This is a genomic window from Woronichinia naegeliana WA131 (genome assembly GCA_025370055.1).
GTDB classification, from domain to species: domain Bacteria; phylum Cyanobacteriota; class Cyanobacteriia; order Cyanobacteriales; family Microcystaceae; genus Woronichinia; species Woronichinia naegeliana.
This window is the reverse complement of sequence record CP073041.1, coordinates 4,208,504-4,229,261: the sequence shown is the minus strand read 5'-3', so window position 1 is coordinate 4,229,261 and position 20,758 is coordinate 4,208,504. Positions and strand designations below refer to the sequence as shown.

Sequence of the window (20,758 nt, the reverse complement as noted above, 5' to 3'; positions counted from 1 at the left end):
TATCCTTATGGAAACAAATCAAAATACAGATTTTGTTTAATCTATTGTTCCTTTCTGTCTAAAAAGGTCAACACAAATCACTCCTCACAAAAGAGAGGAAAATTAACACCATTTTTCACAAGAAAAACGACTCTACAACTTTTTACTTTTTGTCTTCTGAAGTAGAGTAGAAAGATTCATTACCAAAAAGTTCATCGCAATTACCGTTTCCGAGGTCTCAGGTAGTTTGGCCATCACTCGACCAAGACTAAATTTCCTCTTTCCCTGTCCGAATTTACCCTCAATGGCATTACGCACTCTTTCATCTGAGCGTGCCTTTTTCTTTTTTTCTTTGCTCACCTCTTTCGGCGGTCTTCCCAATCGGGGACCACTCATTCTTATATCCCTTTCTTTACAATAAGCTCGATTCGCTTTTGTTCGATAGATTTTATCCACATGAACCGATTCCGGATAACATCCTGTTTCCCTTTTATATTCTTCTATTCGCGCTTGTAAATCTCCCGATTCGTTGTAATTATCCCAACTTAATTTGTCTAAGAAGACAAAGCCATTCACATTACTTGCCGATATTTTAGCTCCAAACTCTACTGCTTTTCCCGCTTTTCCACGCACTATTGGACGCACGTGAGGTTGGCTTACACTCACAATTCTGTTTTCTACTTTATTTGTCTTTTTTTCATACATTTCTAACTGTTGCTCATACACTTTTCCTATCGTTACAAGCTCTTCTTGCTCTTTTTTCGTTAGTTTTTCTAACTTTGCTCCCTCTTCTATCATTTTTTCTATATGAGACAAGTTTCTTTTTATATATCCTAGTTGTTTTTTTGTTCCTTTTCTTCTTTCTTTTTTTGACACACGACGTTTTTTTGCTATGGCTAAGTACTCTTTTCTTGCCACTTCCCTATAAGTCCTCGGCTTTTCTTTCCTTTTCTCTTTTATTTCTTCATACAGCTTATCTATTATTTTTTCTGTTTTTTCTCTGGCATCATTCAATATTCCTATATCCGTTGGATATTTTATATCTGCTGGTGTACAAGTCGCATCTAACAATAACTTTCCTTCATTTTCTTTTTTTTCTGACGCTACACCCGTCGCTTTTTTTTCTATTTCTTTATTAATTTTATTTATTTATTTATTAATTCCATTCCTATTTTTTTACGAAAATGAACCATCATTGACGCATTAAATGCTTCTTTGCTACTATAGCTTTCCATTCCTATAAAGTACTGTAAATAAGGGTTCTCTTTTATTTGTTCTACTGTTTCTCTGTCACTTTTTCCTGAAATTTCTTTGATAATTAATGCTCCTAATGCCATTCTAAATGATTTGGCTGGGGCTCCTTTTTTTTCTGTGAAGTTTTTTGCATATTCTTCCTCATATTCTTCCCAAAGAATCATTTTTGACATTTCTATCCAACGATTTTCTTCGTCTAACTGCCCGCCGAACAGATTTTTCAAGTTTTCTGGTGTTTCAATTGAGTACTGTTGCTTTCGGTACATCTGCTTTCTCTCTTCTTAATGCAATGGTTTTGAGGCATTCTACCCTATTTTCGTGCATTCTAGCGGTTCTTAATTCGCCTACTATTTTTCTCCGTAAAGGTTTCAGCTTTTTTCAGCAAGCCCTACTTATCTTCATCGTACCCAGCCCGATGCTCTCGCGATTGAAATTCTTAATCCTCTTCAACTTCAGGTGTTAAAAGCAGCCGCCTCTCAAAAACTTCCCCCTATTTTGACTGTTGCTTGGGCTGTCGAGTCTGTTGCTTTTCTTGGTGGTTATCTTGAACATCGTCGTAAAACTCCTCTCGGTATCCAAGTCCTTTGGCGCGGTTGGTTGAAGTTGCATGACCTTTGCCAAGGCTGGCAGCTTGCAATCCGCACTTAACGGGAAAAGTCAGATCTATTGCCTTGTTCACAAAACCCCGCCACAGTAAATGCTCCACTGCTTCTAGCCGTTTGAGAGAGCCACCCACTTTGAACAGATTCTCCTTGAGATGATACCAATCCAACACCTCTCGTCGTATCAGCCACGATTGAGTGGCGAAACTCTCTACCGCATTCCAGATTCCGGGATGACCATCTCCCAAAAAGGTCACTATTGGAGACAAAGGTTGAACATTGCTCCAATTCTTTAAGCCCTCTGGGTCTTGGAAAAAGGCTTCACAGACATTGCCATGAAGACTCACCAGTTTATAATCTCGCCACTGTCCCCCTTCCTTCTCCTCGCCCCGCAGACAAATCTTTCCCCCATCTATACTGACCCCCGCACTCTCTGACTGAGCTTGAGCTAAGGGGGTGCGACCTTTAGTTGATAAAAGCTGTTGTAATCAGGGTTCTACAGGGAACCCATATTGATCAAGTTTTGCCCAAAATTGACTCCATCGTTCCTTGGTCAATACCAAAGCTCGTAGGCTCAAAATAATTCCTGCTCCTTTTTCCTTCCATCGCATCCCTGAACAACATAATCGTTGTTTGACCAACGTCTTACAAGCTGCTTCCGTAACACCTGAACCAATCGGATACTTTTTCTCTAAGTATTCAGCATAATCCATTTGATGCTGATGATTCTCGTAATAAGTAATCGCCGCTTGTAGTTTCTCGGTAAGATTCTTAGAATGACTTTTTTCTTCTTTGACTTCTTTCATCAGATTTAGCAGTTCTCCTGCTTTTCCTTTTTCATGCTTGAGTTCTCGACAATTTTCAGTCAACCATTCTTTTTGTTTTGACACGGTATTCGGATGCAACGCTTCTGCCAAGGCACCTAAGTAACCAGAGGCATGATAGAAATCTAATATCTGTTCTTCCGTTTGCTTTTCTAAAAACTTCCAATTTGATTCTGCCCCGTCTGCTATCCCGACCAATGTTGCCTCTGGATAACGTTTTTTCGCTCGCTCAATTTCTCTTTCTAATCTTTCTAGAAAACTCTTTTTTCCATACTCTGGTGCCGCACCTAGATAGATTGTATGTTGACGTTCGCCTTCACTATCGTATAGGGAAACGGTTCCCACCATTGCTTCACGGTAGCCATCCTCACACATCAGCATACAGGTTCCATCTAATCCTATTCCCACTGTTGCAATTTGGCTATCCTCCTTGGGCGGGGCATAACTCCACGCTTCTTCTTTTGCCTGTACCACACTTCCTACTGCTTCACTCAATCTTTGGATATAGGATAGCGCTACTTTTCTACCATGATTTTCTAATAAATCATTTTTCACCTCTTTGCCTGCCATCCCTGACATTTTTGAGGATACCTGTTTTGCCAATAATGGCGTTGATGTTATGATTATCCTTGCTTCTCTTTCTAAGGGGCAATACGTTTTTCCTCAAAGGTGAACGCTGATATACATGACGATTCACTATAACCTCACCATAAGGTGTTTGATATTCTTTCGGTTGCTCTCCCTTACTCTTCCAGATTTCTTCACCGATTTTTAAGGGTGAACCATCTGTATCTAAATATTTCAAGGCTTCTTTGCTGGCGATGCAACCTACTTCGTTTAAGCCTTTTTGAATATTTATTTCTGTATCCAACATTGAACGACTGAGTTCTAATGTTAGTTCTATTTTTATCTTTGAACCCTCTACATTAATTAGTTTTGCTGTCATCATTGTTTCCTCTTTGTCACTTTTCATCCCATGTTAACACTTTTCTTTTCCTTCATCAACTAAAGGTCACACCCGCCCAGAGAGTTAAATCGCGATCATAGGTAGTCCCCATAGACTTCTCCCCATCAGAATTTGGTTAAAAGATTTGCCAATCTTGATCTTAGCAACCCCACAAATATTAATTCCGTCATAACTTGGCTCAGAGATGATACTAGGGACGGATCAAAAGTTGTCCCACACAAGCCAATTCCCCCGGACGAAGCGTTAAAGAGGCGATCGCCACATCGGTTCCTAAATCAATGGGATAATCCTGAATGGCATCCGTAAGGGGAGGAAAACCTTCTAAACGAATCTCCTTAAGCAGTAAGCTTTGAGCATTGATCAGAATTAAACGGGCACAAAGTTTAAAAATTTGTTGTTGACGATCAGGAAAAAGGATAGTTCCCTCTAAACTAAAAGAATCCATTCCTAGCGTGATCGCTCGCCATTTCACTACAAAGGAAGCCAGAAAATTCTGGGGATTGGCAACACCCTGACGTTCTAATAAAGCAATCAATAATTCTGTCAAAGCATTGGCTAAAATAGTTGAAGAAAGCGAGTCCTGTAGATCGGTTTCCGTAAGCTGAACTTCTCCACTGACTTGAATGGGTTCCAATAGCTGCAATGGTTTACCCTTAACCACCTGACCAATATTAATGCGAATATTTTCCCCTTGCAATAACACCTGACCCAAACGCAAACCTTGATAAATAGCCCGACGAGTCTGGAGAGAAACCTCTGGGACATAACCTCGTAAAATCTGCCGATCCTGTCCCTGAATCTGAATTTCTAGCTCTTCAGCCTGTTCTACTTGGGAACGCAACCAAAGCCGTAACGCAGGGGAGAGGATTTTACTAATCAGGTTAGAAGGGCTAAGGGCCATAGAATAGTGGGTAGGATTAAATGACAGAAATTTTGTAACACCAAGTTTACAAGAGTTTATCGATAACTGAGTGACGCTACGACCGAGAGAAGATCAAACATGGCTGAACGGGTACAGAAAATTTTATCGCAGTGGGGAATTGCCTCCCGTCGTCATGCCGAGGAATTAATCCTGGCGGGTCGAGTGAAATTGAATGGCAAATTGGTCAAACTGGGAGATGAGGCCGATCCTTACCGCGATCGCCTAGAAGTGGATGGCAAACGGGTTGAATCGGCCACCAAACCGCCGTTAATTTACCTGCTTCTTAATAAACCGAAAGGAGTACTATCCACCTGCGATGATCCTCAAGCACGAAAAACAGTGTTAGATCTACTCCCTAGCCATTTACGAGACGGTCAAGGTTTACATCCAGTAGGACGCTTGGATCGTAACTCTACGGGGGCTTTGCTCCTAACCAATGATGGTGAATTAACCCAACGTCTCACCCATCCCCGTTATCATCTGCCAAAAACCTATGATGTTGTGATTGCTGGCCATCTGACAGAACAACAGCTAGAAGAATGGCGAAAAGGATTAATGCTGGATGATAGTTTAACTCTGCCGGCCCAGGTGGAAATCCTAGATTGGGATCGTTCTCAAACCCAGCTTGAAGTTAAACTGACCGAAGGGCGCAACCGTCAAATCCGACGCATCGTCGAGGAAATTTTTGAGTTAGAGATCCTCAAGCTCCATCGTCGGGCGATCGGTGAAATTAAGCTTAATTCATCCCAAGAACGATTAGCCAGTGGTCACTATCGTCGTTTGCAACCATCCGAAATTCGCTTTTTGAAACGTCATGTCAATCTAGAACAGGGATTTCAAAAGCCGACGCTCAATCGTAGAAAACGTTAACCCTGAGAATCATCGCCGCTAGAAAAATTTAGATTTTGTTAAGAATTGGCATTGGACGCAGCCCCGATTTCCTTTAAGATAGTGTAAGTTAAGAAAAGTAAAGATTTCTCACAATTGCTTCAAACTTCTGCTCCCCTATCGGAAAGTGGTCTTTTGAGAAAGGGTGAGGAGTCACAAATCTCGTACTTATATATTATTCGGAGATCGGTGCCATGACCATAGCAGTCGGACGCGCCCCAGCAGAACAGGGTTGGTTTGATGCCCTCGATGACTGGCTTAAGCGCGATCGCTTCGTATTTATTGGTTGGTCTGGGTTACTTCTATTTCCCTGTGCCTTCCTTGCCCTCGGTGGTTGGTTAACGGGAACCACCTTTGTTACCTCTTGGTACACTCATGGGTTAGCCAGTTCCTACCTCGAAGGTGCTAACTTCTTAACCGTTGCTGTTTCTTCTCCCGCCGACGCTTTCGGTCACTCCATTCTCTTTTTATGGGGCCCTGAAGCCCAAGGTAATTTTACTCGTTGGTGTCAAATCGGTGGTCTGTGGCCCTTTGTGGCTCTGCACGGTGCTTTTGGCTTGATCGGCTTTATGCTGCGTCAGTTTGAAATTTCCCGTCTAGTCGGTATCCGTCCTTATAACGCGATCGCCTTCTCTGGCCCCATTGCCGTCTTTGTCAGCGTCTTTTTAATGTACCCCTTGGGACAATCTAGCTGGTTTTTTGCCCCTAGTTTTGGCGTAGCTGGAATTTTCCGCTTCATTCTCTTCCTACAAGGTTTCCACAACTGGACTCTCAACCCCTTCCACATGATGGGTGTTGCTGGTATTTTGGGTGGTGCTTTACTTTGCGCGATTCACGGTGCGACAGTAGAAAACACCTTGTTTGAAGATAGTGATCAAGCCAATACCTTCCGCGCTTTTGAACCGACTCAAGCCGAAGAAACCTACTCGATGGTAACAGCTAACCGTTTCTGGTCACAGATTTTCGGGATCGCTTTCTCCAACAAACGCTGGTTACACTTCTTCATGCTCTTTGTGCCGGTAACGGGCCTGTGGATGAGTGCCGTGGGTATCGTCGGTTTAGCTTTAAACCTGCGTGCCTATGACTTTGTTTCCCAAGAACTACGGGCGGCTGAAGACCCAGAGTTTGAAACGTTCTACACTAAGAACATCCTATTAAATGAGGGGATGCGAGCTTGGATGGCTCCGCAGGATCAACCCCACGAAAACTTTATTTTCCCTGAGGAAGTTTTACCTCGTGGTAATGCTCTCTAAGTTAATCGGCTGATTTTAGATTTTAAGGGTAGTTAATCGCTGCCCTTTTTTGTTGATTTATTCATTTAAAATGAGACTATACCTTGCTGTAACTTTTTCGTTGATTATGTCCGATGTTATCGCGGAAGTCTTATCATACTTTTTCCAAAGAACAGGTAGAAAAACTCTATCGTATAATTTTAGTATTATGAGTTCTGTATTGAATTTTTCAAATCGGGATAAATAAACTAGTCAAAGAGGAAATAAGCTTGCAAACTATAAACTTTAATCGTTATCACAACATTGTTATTTTAACCGGAGCCGGAATATCTGTTGCTTCTGGAATTCGTCCCTTTCGTGGTGAAAATGGTTTGTGGAATGAAATCGATCCGTTAGAATATGTAGAATTCTCCTTGCTGGAAACCAATCCATCCGCTATCTGGCAATTTAATAACGATCTAACCCACATTCCGTACATAGGGCTTGCTGAAAAAGTCAAAAAACGAAAGAAATGTGGGTTAGGGAAGTATGGACTGAAAAAGCATAGATAACTTATCCTTATGGAAACAAATCAAAATACAGATTTTGTTTAATCTATTGTTCCTTTCTGTCTAAAAAGGTCAACACAAATCACTCCTCACAAAAGAGAGGAAAATTAACACCATTTTTCACAAGAAAAACGACTCTACAACTTTTTACTTTTTGTCTTCTGAAGTAGAGTAGAAAGATTCATTACCAAAAAGTTCATCGCAATTACCGTTTCCGAGGTCTCAGGTAGTTTGGCCATCACTCGACCAAGACTAAATTTCCTCTTTCCCTGTCCGAATTTACCCTCAATGGCATTACGCACTCTTTCATCTGAGCGTGCCTCTTTCTTTTTTTCTTTGCTCACCTCTTTCGGCGGTCTTCCCAATCGGGGACCACTCATTCTTATATCCCTTTCTTTACAATAAGCTCGATTCGCTTTTGTTCGATAGATTTTATCCACATGAACCGATTCCGGATAACATCCTGTTTCCCTTTTATATTCTTCTATTCGCGCTTGTAAATCTCCCGATTCGTTGTAATTATCCCAACTTAATTTGTCTAAGAAGACAAAGCCATTCACATTACTTGCCGATATTTTAGCTCCAAACTCTACTGCTTTTCCCGCTTTTCCACGCACTATTGGACGCACGTGAGGTTGGCTTACACTCACAATTCTGTTTTCTACTTTATTTGTCTTTTTTTCATACATTTCTAACTGTTGCTCATACACTTTTCCTATCGTTACAAGCTCTTCTTGCTCTTTTTTCGTTAGTTTTTCTAACTTTGCTCCCTCTTCTATCATTTTTTCTATATCAGACAAGTTTCTTTTTATATATCCTAGTTGTTTTTTTGTTCCTTTTCTTCTTTCTTTTTTTGACACACGACGTTTTTTTGCTATGGCTAAGTACTCTTTTCTTGCCACTTCCCTATAAGTCCTCGGCTTTTCTTTCCTTTTCTCTTTTATTTCTTCATACAGCTTATCTATTATTTTTTCTGTTTTTTCTCTGGCATCATTCAATATTCCTATATCCGTTGGATATTTTATATCTGCTGGTGTACAAGTCGCATCTAACAATAACTTTCCTTCATTTTCTTTTTTTTCTGACGCTACACCCGTCGCTTTTTTTTCTATTTCTTTATTAATTTTATTTATTAATTCCATTCCTATTTTTTTACGAAAATGAACCATCATTGACGCATTAAATGCTTCTTTGCTACTATAGCTTTCCATTCCTATAAAGTACTGTAAATAAGGGTTCTCTTTTATTTGTTCTACTGTTTCTCTGTCACTTTTTCCTGAAATTTCTTTGATAATTAATGCTCCTAATGCCATTCTAAATGATTTGGCTGGGGCTCCTTTTTTTTCTGTGAAGTTTTTTGCATATTCTTCCTCATATTCTTCCCAGGGAATCATTTTTGACATTTCTATCCAACGATTTTCTTCGTCTAACTGCCCGCCGAACAGATTTTTCAAGTTTTCTGGTGTTTCAATTGAGTACTGTTGCTTTCGGTACATCTGCTTTCTCTCTTCTTAATGCAATGGTTTTGAGGCATTCTACCCTATTTTCGTGCATTCTAGCGGTTCTTAATTCGCCTACTATTTTTCTCCGTAAAGGTTTCAGCTTTTTTCAGCAAGCCCTACATAAAAAAAGAACAAAGAAAATAAGAAAAGTCATTATGACAAAAGATAATACTGACAAGTAGTAGCCCCAAAAAAGCGCAAAATCCTCTCTCGCTCAAGCGTTAGATTGATTATTTGGGGACAATTATCCAGTACAACCCAATGAACTCCTCTCAACATCTGAAAAATCCAACGCAGTGTCGGACGCTGAGTCGGCTTTCCCAACTGATTAGGCACAGTCTCCTCCTGCTCTGCCAGAGCCAGTCTCAGTTTACGTTGTCCCAAGCTGTACACCAGTAAACACAACACCATGATGAAACTCAATGCCATAATCCGCTCAGGGGTTTTGAGAAAAACACTGGACGCCAAAAACAGAGGGTCTTTAAGGAAGCGAAAACCTCGCTCTACCCCTTGCTGTTGCTTGTAGTGGACAAGCAGTTGCTCATCGCTCAAAGAGTCTCCATCTAGCTGATTCGTCGCCAAGACAAAACGTCCTGCTGCCCGCTCTGAAGCTTGAACTTTCGCACTATTGAGGCTGAAAGTGGCTTGGGCATGATAGCTACGACGAATGGGCTGTTCATGGGGACGGGGTTTACCTCGATGACCGTAATGACATTTTTCGACGACAGTTAGGTCTTGAAGAAGATGCCATTCTAAACTCTTCTCCCATCGGCTCAGGGCGGTTAAAGCATCCTCCCGACAAGCAAATTCCTGACGCTGTAATTGTTCTAATTGTCTTTGAGCTTGAGCCGTTGCTTTCTCTGTCTTCTTCGTCAGTTGTTTGAGGTCTAAAGCTTTTTTTTGCTCGCTATCTACCACTATCCAACGTTGTTTGACTCCCCCATATTCACTTTCTAAGGAGGTAAGACGATAGCCCTCTAAATCAGTTGTGATGAATTGCTCCGAGGCTAATTGACTGACCGCATCCTGCACTTCTCTAATCGTTTTCGGCACAGAACATAACCAGTATATGCCGGTTAACTTTTGCAAGTTATCGGCACTGTATAAGGCTGAATCTGCTATATACAAACCATCGAATTGCCACTGCTCATTGAACTTTTTCAAGAGTTTAGCAAACTCTTTTTTATCACTTTGATTGCCATCTCCTAATTCGAGAAAAGCGGGAATGTCGCCATCCCCCCAACAGACTAGATTCAAGACAAATTGTTTCAAGTCTGGTCGCTTATCCTTTGAATAGCCATGAGTGATATGGATTATTTGGCTTTCTTTGTCTTCTCTCTCCACCGATAATTTATATTCCCCTTGTACCGATAATGAACTGGAGTCTAAATGGGAACTTTTCATCACTATTTTGAAGATTTCTACGGCTTTTAGACAAATTCCGAGAAACAAACGGCTGATGCCGGCCATAAAGATTAAATCTAAGACTCTCCCTAAACGGTCATCATTCAGGTCGCTGGCTTTTATTCCTTTTCCTAAAAGATGTTCTACTGGTTTATCTTCAAAAAAACGACTGAACAAATATAAAGGAGAGTTGATAAAGCCTAAGCCATTGAGAATCATCGCTTTCACTACCAGACCCGCACTGATTTTAGCACGGTCATTTTCTCCTAGTTGTTCATTGATATAATCCACTAGACCTAGTTCATCAACTATCGCCGCGATTATTCCTAAATGGTCGAGATTTTTAACGTTTAATTGGGTCATTTTCTCTTGGGTTTATTAGCTTTTTTATTTTAACTATTCTGTAGCCATTTTTGAATCTATTTTTATTTTTTCAAAACTAGTACGGAATACGGGCTCTAACACAGAAGTCGAAGAAATTAGCATAGATGGTGGGAAGGTACGACTCAGAACTCCCAAGGGAGAACCCTTAATTTGGCGTGATTATAAAGGAGTCAGTTTTCATCAATTGGGGGTAGCTGCCTTTTTTCAAGATAACTCGGCTTTATTAGATTTGGTTAATTCTCAAATTTTGGCTAAGCCTTTAATTTGTTTGGGAGATGGACATGATGGTATCTGGAACTTATTTCGTGAGATAGGACAGAAACATGAGCGAATTGAAATTTTGGACTGGTATCACTTAATTGAAAACCTCTATAAAGTTGGGGGGTCATTCCAGCGAATTGAGGAGGTCAAGTCTTTTCTTTGGACGGGTGAAGTGGATGCCGCTATCTCCTGTTTTGAGGGATGGTCAGAGCCTCAAGCTGAGAATTTTATCATTTATTTAAACAAGCATAAACATCGGATTGTCAATTATGGTTATTTGCAGGCAGAGGGCATTTCCATTGGCTCTGGCTCTGTCGAATCTCAAGTTAAACAAATTGGTCATCGTCTTAAAATTACTGGTGCGAGTTGGAATTCTGACAATGTACCACAAGTCCTTCGTCATCGCTGTTCCTATTTAAATGATTACCTTTTTTGACTCTTTCATTTACCTCGTTAAGTATTTCTACTTATTGCAAAGGTGAGATGCTCCCTGAATAAATACAAGGGAGAATTAATAAATCCTAAGCCATTGAGAATCATGGCTTTAACCACCAGACCCGCACTGATTTTCGCACGGTCATTTTCTTGTAACTGTTCATTGATATAATCCACTAGACCTAGTTCATCAACTACGGCCGCGATTATTCCTAAATGGTCGAGATTTTTAACGTTTAATTGGGTCATTTTCTCCTCGGTTTGTTAGCTTTTTTATTTTAACTATTCTGTTGCTATTTTTGAATCTATTTTTATTTTTTCAAAATTAGTACGGGATATGGGATCTAAGAAAGAAAATAGCAATAGCTCAACCCAATATTGCCCATCTAAAACTAGTCGAATTTGAAGCTCAATTATCTGCCAACCAAAAATTTACCTTAATTAGGGCTTGCTGAAAAAAGCTGAAACCTTTACGGAGAAAAATAGTAGGCGAATTAAGAACCGCTAGAATGCACGAAAATAGGGTAGAATGCCTCAAAACCATTGCATTAAGAAGAGAGAAAGCAGATGTACCGAAAGCAACAGTACTCAATTGAAACACCAGAAAACTTGAAAAATCTGTTCGGCGGGCAGTTAGACGAAGAAAATCGTTGGATAGAAATGTCAAAAATGATTCTTTGGGAAGAATATGAGGAAGAATATGCAAAAAACTTCACAGAAAAAAAAGGAGCCCCAGCCAAATCATTTAGAATGGCATTAGGAGCATTAATTATCAAAGAAATTTCAGGAAAAAGTGACAGAGAAACAGTAGAACAAATAAAAGAGAACCCTTATTTACAGTACTTTATAGGAATGGAAAGCTATAGTAGCAAAGAAGCATTTAATGCGTCAATGATGGTTCATTTTCGTAAAAAAATAGGAATGGAATTAATAAATAAAATTAATAAAGAAATAGAAAAAAAAGCGACGGGTGTAGCGTCAGAAAAAAAAGAAAATGAAGGAAAGTTATTGTTAGATGCGACTTGTACACCAGCAGATATAAAATATCCAACGGATATAGGAATATTGAATGATGCCAGAGAAAAAACAGAAAAAATAATAGATAAGCTGTATGAAGAAATAAAAGAGAAAAGGAAAGAAAAGCCGAGGACTTATAGGGAAGTGGCAAGAAAAGAGTACTTAGCCATAGCAAAAAAACGTCGTGTGTCAAAAAAAGAAAGAAGAAAAGGAACAAAAAAACAACTAGGATATATAAAAAGAAACTTGTCTGATATAGAAAAAATGATAGAAGAGGGAGCAAAGTTAGAAAAACTAACGAAAAAAGAGCAAGAAGAGCTTGTAACGATAGGAAAAGTGTATGAGCAACAGTTAGAAATGTATGAAAAAAAGACAAATAAAGTAGAAAACAGAATTGTGAGTGTAAGCCAACCTCACGTGCGTCCAATAGTGCGTGGAAAAGCGGGAAAAGCAGTAGAGTTTGGAGCTAAAATATCGGCAAGTAATGTGAATGGCTTTGTCTTCTTAGACAAATTAAGTTGGGATAATTACAACGAATCGGGAGATTTACAAGCGCGAATAGAAGAATATAAAAGGGAAACAGGATGTTATCCGGAATCGGTTCATGTGGATAAAATCTATCGAACAAAAGCGAATCGAGCTTATTGTAAAGAAAGGGATATAAGAATGAGTGGTCCCCGATTGGGAAGACCGCCGAAAGAGGTGAGCAAAGAAAAAAAGAAAGAGGCACGCTCAGATGAAAGAGTGCGTAATGCCATTGAGGGTAAATTCGGACAGGGAAAGAGGAAATTTAGTCTTGGTCGAGTGATGGCCAAACTACCTGAGACCTCGGAAACGGTAATTGCGATGAACTTTTTGGTAATGAATCTTTCTACTCTACTTCAGAAGACAAAAAGTAAAAAGTTGTAGAGTCGTTTTTCTTGTGAAAAATGGTGTTAATTTTCCTCTCTTTTGTGAGGAGTGATTTGTGTTGACCTTTTTAGACAGAAAGGAACAATAGATTAAACAAAATCTGTATTTTGATTTGTTTCCATAAGGATAAGTTATCTATGCTTTTTCAGTCCATACTTCCCTAACCCACATTTCTTTCGTTTTTTGACTTTTTCAGCAAGCCCTAATTACTCAAAATTGTGATGGACTACATCAACATGCCGGTAGCAAAAACGTGATTGAAATTCATGGTAATGTAGAACGAACTCGATGTAACAATCCAGCTTGTAGCTTGAAGCCCTACATAGATAAAGAGCCTCATCAAGATCTGCCTATGTGCTCGCTCTGTGGTTCCCTATTGCGCCCAGATACAGTATTATTTGGTGAACATCTACCCATTCAAGAAGAGTGGCTCGTTAAAAAAGCCTTACGGAATTGTGATCTTTTTATTGCGATCGGCACTTCTGGAACAGTATCCCCCGTCTCTAATTATGTTCGTTCAGCAGATTATGCTGGAGCTAGAACTATACTGATTAATTTAGAGCCAATGGAACCTAAAAACCCTTATTTTCATGAAGAATATCTGGGATTAGCCGAGGAAATTTTACCTTTAATGTTTGATATTAAATGACATTTTTCAGAACAAATAGCAAGAACAAAGTGATATTTTAATTTTCATATTTTGTGATCTATATTGATGCTTCCATTATTTTTATCTTCACTATTTTAGAGAGAAAACTCAAACTTCTGAAGTTATTTTTTAAAAATTAGGCTAGAATAAAACAGCTTGTCTTTATAGACGAATGCACTGTTACTTTCTAAATGCCCATGCTATTGACGACTCATAATCCTACTCAAAAAATGCCTATTACCCCGATCTTTAATCCAACGGGGGATGATTCAGTGGCAAACCGAACTATTTGGTTTGGTAATACCACAAATTTGATGCAACTCAATGATGGTGCGACCCGTTTGGCTTAAACCCATACACAGAAAGCGTTTAAACGCAATCTGAAACAGGGGAACAGCCAGCAAGGTTCACAAACTACCGAGTAATTTAGGTAGAAATAACCGAACCTTGACAACTCAATCAACCTGCTGGTGGATTAGAAACCAAGACCTAAGCCTCACAGGCAACAAAACAGGTCAGGGGAACTAAGGAGCCCAGCCCACTGAGGTATACAGTGTGACTCCACTCCTACAGGCGCAAAAGGATGACCACCCAAGGGTCTGAAGCTAGGAGAAAAGCCAGAATCGGTTAGCTGTTAGACCGAGAAATGGCAGGGAATGATACATGGTTAACGAAAGTGAACTGCTTCCGAGTCGTAAGTTGCAATGGCGAAAACATAACAGATGATACGCCAAGCCAAAAGGCATGATTCTAGGATTAGACTGCGTCGTTGTCTAATTAAACATACCCAAATAGAATCCGACTTAAGGGCAGAACCTAAATATCATATAAGGTCGATTGGGAACGGGATAACCCTCTAACGTCTCTTAGAAAGGTCGATTTTCTAAGTAGTTAGTCCGCGCAAGACGTTAAAGGGAGGGATTCTCCAAGAAGCAAAGGCTTTCTTGTAACGAGAAAGATAAGCTGACGTGGAGAGGCTTCTAAAGAGTAAATTATTGGAGTAAGTAGAAATGACTAATGCCATTAGTAGTAGTACTAAGAGGAAAGTAAAGTACCCTGAATCTACACATTGGTCAGAAATCAACTGGCGCAAGGTGGAAAGGAAGGTATACAAACTACAGAAACGTATTTACAAAGCCACTCAAGAAGGAAACCACAGAACAGCTAAATCTCTACAAAAAACCCTGCTCAATTCTTGGTCAGCCAAAGCTCTCGCCGTCAAAAAGGTAACACAAGAGAATAGAGGGAAGAAAACGGCAGGAGTAGATGGAATAAAACAACTAACTCCGAGCCAACGCCTAAAACTGGTCAACGAACTCAAATTAAAAAGTAAGTCAAAACCAGTTAAAAGGGTTTGGATACCTAAGCCAAACAAGGACGAAAAACGACCTCTAGGAATACCCACAATAGAGGAGAGAGCAAGGCAAGCACTTGTAAAAATGGCACTAGAGCCTGAATGGGAATCTAAATTCGAGCCAAACAGCTTCGGCTTTAGACCAGCAAAAAGTACCCACGACGCTTGTGGCATGGTGTTTAGCGCACTATCCAAAAGTGAAGAAAAATGGGTGCTAGATGCCGACATTAGTGGATGTTTCGACAACATCGACCATCAGTACTTACTTGACAAGGTGAACGCCACCCCAAAAATCAGAAGACAGATAAAAGCATGGCTAAAATCTGGAGCAATAGATTTTTATGGGATAAAGGACAATAAAGGATTCTCCCCTACATCCAAAGGCACACCGCAAGGTGGAATAATATCACCCCTGTTAGCAAACATAGCCTTACACGGACTGGAAACAGACCTCAAGGAATGGCTATGGAGCGAAAAGAAATACAGGAAGAAATATTACAACATCTGCACAAACTCTATGCACAGTCTAAGTCAGCAACAAACCAAAGCTACACTAACAGTAGTAAGATACGCTGATGATTTCGTGGTAATACACGAAGACAAGGACATCATAGAAGAATGTCAAGAGGTTATCCAGAAATTTCTGACCCCCATTGGTCTTACACTCAGAGAAGACAAAACCAGTATCAAAAGCAGCAGAGAAGGATTCGACTTTCTCGGATTCAACTTCAAGCAATACAAAACTGGATTATACAGAAGCAACAAGCTATCCAATGGCAAGCCAACAGGATACACAACGCTCATCAAACCTTCTCGTAAGGCAATCAAGGAACACTATGGAAGACTAGCGGAGATCATCGACCATTGCAAGTCAGCCCCACAAGAAGTCCTTATCAAAAGACTAAACCCAATCATCAAAGGATGGGCGAACTATTACCGATTCGCCAATTCCAAAGAAACATTTGGGAAATTAGACCATCTACTATTCTGGAAACTCAGAAAATGGGCTAGAAGAAGACATCCTCAAAAACCAAGAGGATGGGTGGATAATAAGTATTTCCACACGATGGATACTAATAAGGACAGAAAATGGGAATTTTCTGACAACAATACCACCCTACACGCTCATTCGGACACCAAAATCGAAAGGCACATAAGGGTAAAAGGTCACGCAAGTATCTATGATGGAAACGAGGCATATTGGGCAAACAGGGTGAAACACCATCCAACCATACGCCCAAGAGTACTGAAACTAATGAGCAGACAAAAAGGAGTGTGTCCATACTGTCACAATCCATTCAGGATTGACGACAAATGGGAGATAGACCACATTGTCCCCACTTATAAAGGCGGCAAGGATTATTATTATAATCTCCAGCTACTCCATCTGGATTGCCATGACAAGAAAACAAGGATTGATATGAAGGAAGAAACCTGTAGGGAAAACAAAGTTCAACGGTAAACCATCTGGCAAACCGAAAGGGATTAGAAGTCAGGAGCGTAGTGAGGTGAAAGTCTCATGCTACGTTCTGAAGCCGAGTGCAAGTGGTGACACATGTGCTTAGGGCAACTTCGTTACAATTGGGCAGTTGGTTTATATCAGCAAATGCGTGAAAACTTCTGGATTCCGCAGCGTTTAGATATTACCCAGGATGTTACCGATTATTGGAATTTAACCGATGATGAACGCTACGCTTTTGATGGAATTTTATCTTATTTAACTTTTCTCGATTCCGTCCAAACGTGTAACATTCCTCATCTTAAAAATTCGATTACGGCTCCTGAAATTAGTCTTTGTATGGCAGAACAAATTTCCCAGGAAGGAATGCACAACCAGAGTTATCAGTACATGATTGAGAGCATTATTCCTTCTGAAAAAAGAACTGCTGTTTATGATTTTTGGCGTACAGATAAGGTCTTAAAAGATCGTTGTCAATTTATTGCGGGACTGTATCAAAAGTATGTAGATAATTCGACTCAAGAAAATTACTTTATTGCCCTTTTGGCAGATTATTTACTAGAAGGTTTGTATTTTTACAATGGGTTAAATTAAGGCCCCCTAGCATCGTGAGATGTCAGTGAAAACTCGCCAAATTGCTGGAACCCCCTAAAGCCTTTATGCCAAAGCGAAGTTAGAAATGACAAACGTAATGGAGCGAGAGCAGAAAAAAATTAAGGGATTGATCGAAAGCCGTAAGGGATTTGATCTTAATAATGGGCGATCAGCAGCCAAGCCCCCATATTGGGAGAAGGTTCAACGAACAGAGGGTGAGTATCTTTAGGTTTTCAAAGATAATGGTATGTTCTAGCCCCTACTGAAAAGATGGGTATTCGCGTTATTTACTTTTACAACTTAGCTTCACGGATGTTAATGCCTGGTTCAGCCGACATTTTCAAAATGATTAACCGTTAATTCGTAGCGGCTTTTGGAAGTAATTCCAATTGAAAAACCCCTTTAATTCAGGGAATATCTCACAGAGACAATCCTGAGCCAAGTGGACAAGACGAACTCTCTCATGTCATAATTCATCTCGTAGATGAAGAGGAAATGATATGGAAGCGAAACATCCAATGTTGCCGTATAGAATCTTTGATGATGGTTCTATGTTGAAAACCAGAGGTTCTGGGTTTAAGCAAATGACAAAAGGCACAAGTGGCTATAGTCAATTTTCTTGCTATGGAAAAGTTTGGTTGGCTCATAGAGTAATTTGGGAAGCATTCAACGGCGAAATTCCAGACGGATTTCAAATTAATCACATTGATGGAAACAAAGCAAATAACCAGCTAACTAATTTAGAATTGGTAACTCCATCAGAGAACATCCGCCATGCGATCCAAATAGGTTTAAAGCCTCCATCAAAAGCGGAGGATAATGGGATGGCTAAACTTACAAATGCCCAATATTTAATGTTAATTCAAGACATTATTGATGGACTTGACAACACGGAGATTGGACTTAAGTATGGATTGCATAGCCGTTACGTTTCTTTGATTCGCCATAGAAAGCGACTAACTTCTATTTGGAACCAGTATGAGTCTCTGAATGGTATTACCAAAACTGTAAATAGTCGAGGATTGAATAGTAAAATCCCTATCGAGAAAAGAATTGAAGTTATTAAAAAACTTTCTACTTGCTCGAATAAGGAATTAGCGATTCAACTCGGTATAGATCCTTCTCAAATCAGTAATGTTCGATATAAGAAGGCTTGGTTAGATGCTTGGGATGTCGTCGAGTCTGAAGGTGCAACGACCAGCCGAGAGGCGTAGGGCTAAGTAGTCCGAAATGGGGGGCTTCCCAATGGGGAAGGTGATATGGTCTGTTCTAGTAGGTGACTATTAGCTGTTCTGTGAAGGACGGGCAGGGACTAACGAACCTTGCTGAACATATAAAGGATGAATTAAGTCACGTTCGACTTTACCAAAAACTATTGCCTGAAGCCATGCAAATTTTTCCTTATTCTGTTGATCAAGTTTATGAAATGTTTGCGGGAGCCGTAGAGCAAGAATGTCGTTGGACAAATCATATTGTTGGCAATAACATTTTGGGGATCACCGAAAACAGCACAGAGCAATACACTAAGTATTTAGCCAATATGCGCCTGCGAGCGATCGGGTTAGAACCTTTATTTAAAGACTCTAAATATGATAAGAGTCCCTATACTCATTTAGAGCGTTTTTCTGATACCAAAAAAGAAGGTCATACCAAGGCTAATTTCTTTGAGGCCACTGTTACCAGCTATGTTATGTCTTCTGGCGTATCAGGCTGGGACGATATCTAACAAGATCTAACACTAAAGTTCTGAGATATTTTTGATGTTGTGGAAAGTCTCTGCAACATCATTTTTATCTTTATGTCAGCCTATGGAAGTTAAGTGTTGAGAAAGCGCGATCGCCGGTGGATTAGGTATTTTTAGCACGATAAGATTCTAACCAACGAATGACCGTCTCTCCTAAACTGACATCCTGGAGTCGATCAATTTCTCGCACTCCCGTTGGACTGGTGACATTCACTTCCGTCAGATAACCCCCAATTACATCAATGCCGACAAAATAAAGACCATCTGCTTGTAACTTGGGACTTAAACGCTGACAAATTTCCTGTTCCCTGGGTGTAATTTCCGTTTTAGCAACCCTTCCACCAACAGCCATATTACCGCGAAATTCTTTACCCGTCGGAATGCGATTGACGGCTCCGATCGCTTCCCCATTAAGTAAAATAATACGTTTATCCCCCTCCTTCGCTTCTGGTAAAAAACGCTGCACCATCACAGGTTCCAGCCCCTGTTGAGTACTGATTTCAATCATCGAATTAAAATTGCGATCGCCGGGTTCTAAAAATAAAATTCCTTCCCCTGCTTTTCCTCCCAAGGGTTTCAGGACAGCCGAACCATGCTCTTCTACAAATTCCCGAATAACTGCTTTGTCTTGACTGACAATGGTTGCGGGCATTACCTCATGGAATTGCAGAGTGTACATTTTTTCATTCGCTTCCCGTAATCCCTGGGGAGAATTAATCAGCAGGGTTTTTTGGGGATCAATTAAATCCAAAATATAGGTGGCATAGAGATAACGAATGGTGACAGGGGGATCTTTTCGCATCCAGACTCCATCCATTGTTTCTAGACAGAAAAAACCCGTTTCTTGAATCTCATACCATCGAGCCTCTGCCACCCAACGCCCCTCAATGAGGGATACCGGATTAAGTTTAAGCTGTTGTAAGGTTGCCCAGGCTTTACCATTGACCACGCTTAACTGATTCATTTCTGTGATCCAGACCTCATGGCCAAGACGCTGGGCGGCTTCCATAATGGCGACAGTGGTGTCATGGCCTGGGTCGAGACGGGCCAAGGGGTCAATGATAAAGGCAAATTTCACGGCAATTATCCTGCTAAAAAAAGGGTAAAACGTACAGAAAAGCAATTAAGCAACTAACAGGGCATCTAATTTACCCTGAGCATTGAGTGCGTAGAGATTATCACAGCCTCCAATGTGCTGATTATTGATAAAAATCTGAGGCAGACTAGAACGACCATTGGCGCGATCGCTCATGGCACTACGAGCGGCAGAGTCCCCATCAATACAGTATTCCGTAAAATCTACGTCTTTTTGCTTGAGCAGGGATTTTGCACGAATACAGAACGGACAAGTTCTCCAGGTATAGATTTCAACGTTAGCGGCCATAATTTTCGGTGATTCGACAATATGTAAAGATTTGTATCCTGATTATTGTAATTCAGAAGTCAACTCTAGGATGATCTAAGCTTTTGAAAATAGGCTCCTCGCTTAACCCTTGACAGGCCTTAGATCTTAGAAAATGCACCAGAATGCCAGGAATACGATAGAATCGGAAAGGTGAATTTTGAAGAACTTATGATCAAGTTGCGCTTAAAACGTTTCGGTAAAAAAAGAGAAGTGAGTTATCGTATTGTGGCTATGCACAGTACTAGTCGCCGTGATGGTCGTCCCTTGGAAGAGTTAGGATTTTATAATCCCCGTACTGATGAAACTCGCCTTGATGTACCTGCAATTATCCAGCGTCTCAAGCAAGGTGCTCAGCCCACTGATACAGTGCGCTCCTTACTAGAGAAAGCTCAAGTATTTGAACAACTCAAAGCATAAATGTA

15 protein-coding genes and 6 pseudogenes are annotated in these 20,758 nt (G+C 40.4%); 13 read left to right on the top strand and 8 right to left on the bottom strand.

Features of this window, described 5'->3' with window-relative positions:
- Positions 1-153: 153 nt before the first annotated feature.
- Positions 154-1,499 (bottom strand): annotated as a pseudogene (locus tag KA717_21350) (IS5 family transposase).
- Between the two features lie 124 nt (positions 1,500-1,623).
- Between KA717_21350 and KA717_21345 the strand changes: the two are divergent.
- Positions 1,624-1,881: pseudogene (locus KA717_21345) on the top strand (IS4 family transposase).
- 442 nt (positions 1,882-2,323) lie between these two features.
- On the opposite strand, the pseudogene KA717_21340 reads toward KA717_21345, so the two are convergent.
- A pseudogene (locus KA717_21340) lies at positions 2,324-3,605 on the bottom strand (ISKra4 family transposase).
- Between the two features lie 211 nt (positions 3,606-3,816).
- Positions 3,817-4,527, bottom strand: coding sequence for a DUF2993 domain-containing protein (locus KA717_21335; GenBank protein UXE58588.1), 711 nt, complete (start codon positions 4,525-4,527; stop codon positions 3,817-3,819).
- A gap of 99 nt (positions 4,528-4,626) precedes the next feature.
- Here KA717_21335 and KA717_21330 point away from each other — a divergent pair, with 99 nt between their 5' ends.
- The 3 genes from KA717_21330 (at position 4,627) to KA717_21320 (ending at position 7,219) form a co-directional block, all read left to right on the top strand.
- Positions 4,627-5,418, top strand: a complete 792-nt coding sequence (locus tag KA717_21330; GenBank protein ID UXE58587.1) for an rRNA pseudouridine synthase — start codon at positions 4,627-4,629, stop codon at positions 5,416-5,418.
- Positions 5,419-5,630: 212 nt separating this feature from the next.
- Entirely contained in the window at positions 5,631-6,689 is a 1,059-nt protein-coding gene (psbD, locus tag KA717_21325) for a photosystem II D2 protein (photosystem q(a) protein) (protein ID UXE58586.1), read from the top strand.
- A gap of 248 nt (positions 6,690-6,937) precedes the next feature.
- Positions 6,938-7,219: a hypothetical protein gene (locus KA717_21320; GenBank protein UXE58585.1), complete on the top strand. Its 282-nt coding sequence runs from the start codon at positions 6,938-6,940 to the stop codon at positions 7,217-7,219.
- A 155-nt stretch (positions 7,220-7,374) separates the two neighbouring features.
- On the opposite strand, the pseudogene KA717_21315 reads toward KA717_21320, so the two are convergent.
- Positions 7,375-8,712 (bottom strand): annotated as a pseudogene (locus KA717_21315) (IS5 family transposase).
- 159 nt (positions 8,713-8,871) lie between these two features.
- Positions 8,872-10,485, bottom strand: a complete 1,614-nt coding sequence (locus KA717_21310; GenBank protein UXE58584.1) for an IS1634 family transposase — start codon at positions 10,483-10,485, stop codon at positions 8,872-8,874.
- A gap of 103 nt (positions 10,486-10,588) precedes the next feature.
- Here KA717_21310 and KA717_21305 point away from each other — a divergent pair.
- A pseudogene (locus KA717_21305) lies at positions 10,589-11,203 on the top strand (ISKra4 family transposase).
- Positions 11,204-11,220: 17 nt separating this feature from the next.
- On the opposite strand, the gene KA717_21300 reads toward KA717_21305, so the two are convergent.
- Positions 11,221-11,451 carry a DUF4277 domain-containing protein gene (locus tag KA717_21300; GenBank protein UXE58583.1) on the bottom strand — a complete coding sequence of 77 codons (231 nt, stop codon included), beginning with the start codon at positions 11,449-11,451 and terminating at the stop codon, positions 11,221-11,223.
- Positions 11,452-11,769: 318 nt separating this feature from the next.
- Between KA717_21300 and KA717_21295 the strand changes: the two are divergent.
- The 7 genes and pseudogenes from KA717_21295 (at position 11,770) to KA717_21265 (ending at position 18,913) form a co-directional block, all read left to right on the top strand.
- Positions 11,770-13,107 (top strand): annotated as a pseudogene (locus tag KA717_21295) (IS5 family transposase).
- A gap of 277 nt (positions 13,108-13,384) precedes the next feature.
- Positions 13,385-13,780, top strand: coding sequence for a hypothetical protein (locus KA717_21290; protein UXE58582.1), 396 nt, complete (start codon positions 13,385-13,387; stop codon positions 13,778-13,780).
- 197 nt (positions 13,781-13,977) lie between these two features.
- Positions 13,978-14,130 (top strand): hypothetical protein, encoded by a 153-nt coding sequence (locus KA717_21285; protein UXE58581.1) that lies wholly within the window; start codon positions 13,978-13,980, stop codon positions 14,128-14,130.
- Positions 14,131-14,790: 660 nt separating this feature from the next.
- A complete protein-coding gene (gene ltrA, locus KA717_21280) occupies positions 14,791-16,596 on the top strand; it encodes a group II intron reverse transcriptase/maturase (protein UXE58580.1) in 1,806 nt (601 codons plus the stop codon).
- Between the two features lie 144 nt (positions 16,597-16,740).
- Positions 16,741-17,187 (top strand): ribonucleotide-diphosphate reductase subunit beta, encoded by a 447-nt coding sequence (locus KA717_21275; GenBank protein UXE58579.1) that lies wholly within the window; start codon positions 16,741-16,743, stop codon positions 17,185-17,187.
- A 500-nt stretch (positions 17,188-17,687) separates the two neighbouring features.
- On the top strand, positions 17,688-18,401 hold the full coding sequence (locus tag KA717_21270) for an HNH endonuclease (GenBank protein UXE58578.1): 714 nt from the start codon (positions 17,688-17,690) through the stop codon (positions 18,399-18,401).
- Positions 18,402-18,463: 62 nt separating this feature from the next.
- Positions 18,464-18,913, top strand: coding sequence for a ribonucleotide-diphosphate reductase subunit beta (locus tag KA717_21265; GenBank protein ID UXE58577.1), 450 nt, complete (start codon positions 18,464-18,466; stop codon positions 18,911-18,913).
- Positions 18,914-19,034: 121 nt separating this feature from the next.
- On the opposite strand, the gene gshB is transcribed toward KA717_21265, so the two are convergent.
- Both gshB and grxC read right to left on the bottom strand, forming a co-directional pair.
- The gene (gene gshB, locus KA717_21260) at positions 19,035-20,009 is read right to left on the bottom strand and encodes a glutathione synthase (protein ID UXE58576.1); all 975 of its coding nucleotides are present in this window, start codon (positions 20,007-20,009) and stop codon (positions 19,035-19,037) included.
- A 45-nt stretch (positions 20,010-20,054) separates the two neighbouring features.
- Complete coding sequence (gene grxC, locus KA717_21255) at positions 20,055-20,315, bottom strand: glutaredoxin 3 (GenBank protein ID UXE58575.1); 261 nt, start codon at positions 20,313-20,315, stop codon at positions 20,055-20,057.
- Positions 20,316-20,504: 189 nt separating this feature from the next.
- On the opposite strand from grxC, the gene rpsP reads away from it, so the two are divergent.
- Positions 20,505-20,753, top strand: a complete 249-nt coding sequence (gene rpsP / locus KA717_21250) for a 30S ribosomal protein S16 (protein ID UXE58574.1) — start codon at positions 20,505-20,507, stop codon at positions 20,751-20,753.
- The last annotated feature ends 5 nt before the right edge of the window (positions 20,754-20,758 follow it).